This window comes from Rhizobium sp. SVR5-2C (assembly GCF_056755115.1).
The window spans coordinates 1-263 of record NZ_JBNDHT010000431.1 but is presented as its reverse complement, the minus strand read 5'-3'; the positions used below and the strand labels follow the sequence as shown (position 1 = coordinate 263).

The 263-nt window shown below is 67.3% G+C and carries 1 protein-coding gene; it reads right to left on the bottom strand.

Annotation, left to right across the window (positions count from 1 at the left end):
• Positions 1-263, bottom strand: a 263-nt coding sequence (locus ACPYOI_RS36400) for an FAD-dependent oxidoreductase (RefSeq protein ID WP_481424221.1), incomplete at both ends; no start/stop codon positions are given.

Below are 263 nucleotides of genomic sequence, written 5' to 3'. Positions count from 1 at the left end.
ACGCCGGCCTTGTCCGCGCCGATCTTGCCGCCGTTGGGCGAGCGACCCACCGCCACCAGCACGCGGTCGAACAGCCTGGTCTCGGGGATGCTGTCGCCTTCGTAGGCGACCTCGATGCCCTTCTTGGTGGCCTTGGCCTCGGTCACCTTGGTTTTCAGGTGCACGCCCTTGAGCTTGCCGCCCAGGCGCTTGGCCAGCGGCTTGATCAGGTCGGCGTCGGCGCCGGGGATCAGCTGGTCCATGAATTCGACCACGGTCACCTC